This is a genomic window from Variovorax sp. P4_D9 (genome assembly GCF_056401695.1).
Window position 1 is genome coordinate 1 of the sequence record NZ_JBFUIU010000943.1, and the last position, 3,214, is coordinate 3,214.

General features: G+C 62.3%; 5 protein-coding genes. 2 read left to right on the top strand and 3 right to left on the bottom strand.

The annotated features are described in order from the left end of the window. Positions 1–231: 231 nt before the first annotated feature. From rpmG to trxB, 3 genes are all read right to left on the bottom strand, one after another. The gene (gene rpmG, locus AC1DY5_RS48755) at positions 232–405 is read right to left on the bottom strand and encodes a 50S ribosomal protein L33 (protein ID WP_007830291.1); all 174 of its coding nucleotides are present in this window, start codon (positions 403–405) and stop codon (positions 232–234) included. 11 nt (positions 406–416) lie between these two features. Further along, positions 417–650, bottom strand: coding sequence for a 50S ribosomal protein L28 (gene rpmB / locus AC1DY5_RS48760; RefSeq protein WP_028251282.1), 234 nt, complete (start codon positions 648–650; stop codon positions 417–419). 289 nt (positions 651–939) lie between these two features. Beyond that, on the bottom strand, positions 940–1,887 hold the full coding sequence (gene trxB / locus AC1DY5_RS48765) for a thioredoxin-disulfide reductase (RefSeq protein ID WP_478121522.1): 948 nt from the start codon (positions 1,885–1,887) through the stop codon (positions 940–942). A 166-nt stretch (positions 1,888–2,053) separates the two neighbouring features. Here trxB and AC1DY5_RS48770 point away from each other — a divergent pair, with 166 nt between their 5' ends. Both AC1DY5_RS48770 and AC1DY5_RS48775 read left to right on the top strand, forming a co-directional pair. Then, positions 2,054–2,728: a Crp/Fnr family transcriptional regulator gene (locus AC1DY5_RS48770; RefSeq protein WP_478121523.1), complete on the top strand. Its 675-nt coding sequence runs from the start codon at positions 2,054–2,056 to the stop codon at positions 2,726–2,728. A gap of 127 nt (positions 2,729–2,855) precedes the next feature. Further along, positions 2,856–3,214, top strand: a 359-nt coding sequence (locus AC1DY5_RS48775; RefSeq protein ID WP_478121524.1) for a DNA translocase FtsK 4TM domain-containing protein, incomplete at its 3' end; no start/stop codon positions are given.

Here is a 3,214-nt window from a genome sequence, read left to right on the forward strand (position 1 = left end):
CCTGTGGGAGTCGTTGCGCGAGGACTGCTTCGCCAACCACGTCTTCGCCAATCTGGACGCCGTCGAAAGCGCCCTGACCCACGGGCTCGTCGCCCTCGAATCCAATCCAACGAAAACCCAGTCAATGACTGGGTTCGAATGGATAACTTCTATATCTTTGAACGCAATTTAGTATTAGGCAACAAAAAACCCGCTGGATCGCAGCGGGTTTTTTTATTGGACGACGCTGAATTACTTCAGCTTGATTTCCTTGTACTCGACGTGTTTACGCGCCTTGGGGTCGAACTTCATGATCGACATCTTTTCAGGCATCGTCTTCTTGTTCTTGCTGGTGGTGTAGAAATGGCCGGTACCCGCGGTGGATTCCAGCTTGATCTTTTCGCGTCCGCCTTTGCTCGTTGCCATGATTCAGCTCCTTAGGCTTGGCCGCGTGCGCGCAGGTCTGCGAGCACGGCGTCGATGCCGTTCTTGTCGATCAGGCGCAGGGCAGCGCTCGAAACCCGCAGGCGAACCCAGCGGTTTTCCGTTTCGACCCAGAAACGACGGTATTGCAGGTTCGGCAGGAACCGGCGCTTGGTTTTGTTGTTGGCGTGGGAAACATTGTTTCCGACCATCGGGCCTTTGCCCGTGACTTCGCAAACGCGTGCCATGTGGACACTCTTTCTTGAACAGCTGGCACCAAAGCAACGCAGCAGGGTTGCGTGGGTGGTTTGCAGCTTGACCTCGCCAGAAACGGGTGGCGGTACCCCGATGTCGCCGACCGACGCGAACGTCAATTTCGGCAAAGCCTTGAATTATATGCCAAAAGCCCCGGGAAGGGCCGGCGCAGCCAAGCCCTGTTGGTGAAACACCGAGGAACCGGCTTTGCCGGGCCTCTGGTGTTGCCCCCGGTAGGGGGTGGGCGCCCGGACACGAAGTGCCGGGCAACCTGGGGGCGAGCTATTGTTCCAAAAAGCGCTGGGCGTCCAGCGCGGCCATGCAGCCGGTTCCGGCGCTGGTGATCGCCTGGCGATACACGTGGTCCTGGACGTCGCCGGCGGCGAACACGCCCGGCACGCTGGTCATGGTCGCGAATCCCTGCAGGCCCGCGCGGGTCAGGATGTAGCCGTCCTTCATCTCGAGCTGGCCCTGGAAGATGTCGGTGTTCGGGTGGTGCCCAATGGCGATGAAGCAACCCTTGAGCTGCAGGTCCTCGGTGGCGCCGGTCTTGGTGTTCTTGAGCCGGATGCCGGTCACGCCCGAATCGTCGCCCAGCACCTGGTCCAACGTGTTGTGGACCTTGAGCTCGATCTTGCCTTCGGCGACCTTGGCGTGCAGCTTGTCGATCAGGATCGGCTCGGCACGGAACTTGTCGCGCCGATGCACCAGCGTGACCTTGCTGGCGATGTTCGACAGGTACAGCGCTTCCTCGACCGCGGTGTTGCCGCCGCCGATGACGCAGACTTCCTGCTCGCGGTAGAAGAAGCCGTCGCAGGTGGCGCAGCCCGAGACGCCGCGGCCCAAGAAGTGCTGCTCGGATTCGAGCCCCAGGTACTTCGCCGAGGCACCGGTGGCGATGATCAGCGCATCGCAGGTGTAGGTGCCGCTGTCACCGGTCAGGGTGAAAGGGCGCTGGCTGAAGTCGACCTTGTTGATATGGTCGAAGACGATCTGGGTCTTGAAGCGCTCGGCATGCTCCAGGAAGCGCTGCATCAGGTCGGGCCCTTGCACGCCGTGGACATCGGCCGGCCAGTTGTCGACATCGGTCGTGGTCATGAGCTGCCCGCCCTGGGCCATGCCGGTGATCAGCATGGGTTCGAGATTGGCGCGGGCCGCGTAGACTGCGGCGGAATAACCGGCCGGGCCGGAGCCGAGAATGAGAACCTTAGCGTGCTGATGAGATGACATGAGTAGAAAACCTAGGATTGACGCTGCGGCAGCGTGTACATTTTCAGGGTGTTTGATAGATATGGAGTATCACCGTTCGGTTCAAGCCCGGATGGCGGCTCCTTTCAATGGGGGCGATTGTATGAATCCATCGATGATGCAATCGCGCCAAATCGGGGATTGATGAATGTCGATGCTGTCCAATCTTGAATTGCTCCGTCGCGTGCCGTTGTTCGCCACGCTGACACCTGCTCAGTCCGCGAGCATCGCCGATGCGATCGTCAAGAAGCGTTTCAAGCGTGCCGAGGTGGTGGTTGAGCAGGGCAAGAAGTCGGATGCGCTCTACATCATCCTGACCGGGCGGGCCCGCGTCATGAGTACCGACAGCCGCGGGCGGGAGGTCATCCTCGCGACCCTGCAGCCGGGCGACTACGTCGGCGAGATGAGCATGATCGACGACGAGCCGCATTCGGCCACCGTGCGCACCGAGATCCAGACCGACGTGCTGATGCTCGACCGGGAGGCCTTCGCGCGCTGCCTGCCCGAGAATTCCTCGATGTCCTACAACATCATGCGGGGCCTGGTGTCGCGCCTGCGCCATGCCGATCGCAAGATCGAGTCGCTGGCGCTGATGGACGTCTACGGCCGTGTCGCCCGTTCGCTGCTCGAATTCGCGGTCGACGATGGCGAGGGCAATCTCAAGGTGCGCGACAAGATCTCGCGCCAGGACCTGGCCAAGATGGTCGGCGCATCGCGCGAGATGGTCAGCCGCGTCATGAAGGATCTCGAGGAGCGTGGTTTCGTCCAGACCCAGACCGATGGCTCGATGATCGTCAAGGAACGACTCTCATCGCTCACCTGACAGGCTGGTCGGCGGCGTCGCGGGCCGGCCACGACGTCGTCGGGCCTGACAACGCGGCCGTGGGCGTTTTCGTTGTAGTTTTGCCGGATCTCCAGCCCGCCCCCGCGGGCTGCACCGCGTGCCTTTCATGACCTATTCGCTCAATACTCTTCAAAACTCCTCGTCGGGCGAACCGCTGCCGGTGCGCCTGCGCGCGATGCGTTTCGCGCACGAGATCACGTTGATCGCCGGTTTCGTGGTGCTCCTGTTCTGGCTGCTCTCGATGCTGAGCTTCACGCCCTCGGACGCCGCCTGGTCGACCTCGGGCACCGGTGGCGAAGTCAAGAACTGGGGCGGTCGCATCGGTGCCTGGCTGGCCGACGCCAGCTATTTCCTGGCCGGCTACTCGGTCTGGTGGTGCCTGGCGGCCGGCCTGCGCGTCTGGCTGTCCTCGCTGGCCGGCTGGATGCGCGGCGGCGAGCCCGCGGCGGGCGAGCAGGCGCCGCG

What these genes read in the sequence shown, in the direction of transcription:
- rpmG (WP_007830291.1), bottom strand. Translation starts at nt 405, where the DNA reads ATGGCAACGAGCAAAGGCGGACGCGAAAAGATCAAGCTGGAATCCACC.
- rpmB (WP_028251282.1), bottom strand. Translation starts at nt 650, where the DNA reads ATGGCACGCGTTTGCGAAGTCACGGGCAAAGGCCCGATGGTCGGAAAC.
- trxB (WP_478121522.1), bottom strand. Translation starts at nt 1,887, where the DNA reads ATGTCATCTCATCAGCACGCTAAGGTTCTCATTCTCGGCTCCGGCCCG.
- AC1DY5_RS48770 (WP_478121523.1), top strand. Translation starts at nt 2,054, where the DNA reads ATGTCGATGCTGTCCAATCTTGAATTGCTCCGTCGCGTGCCGTTGTTC.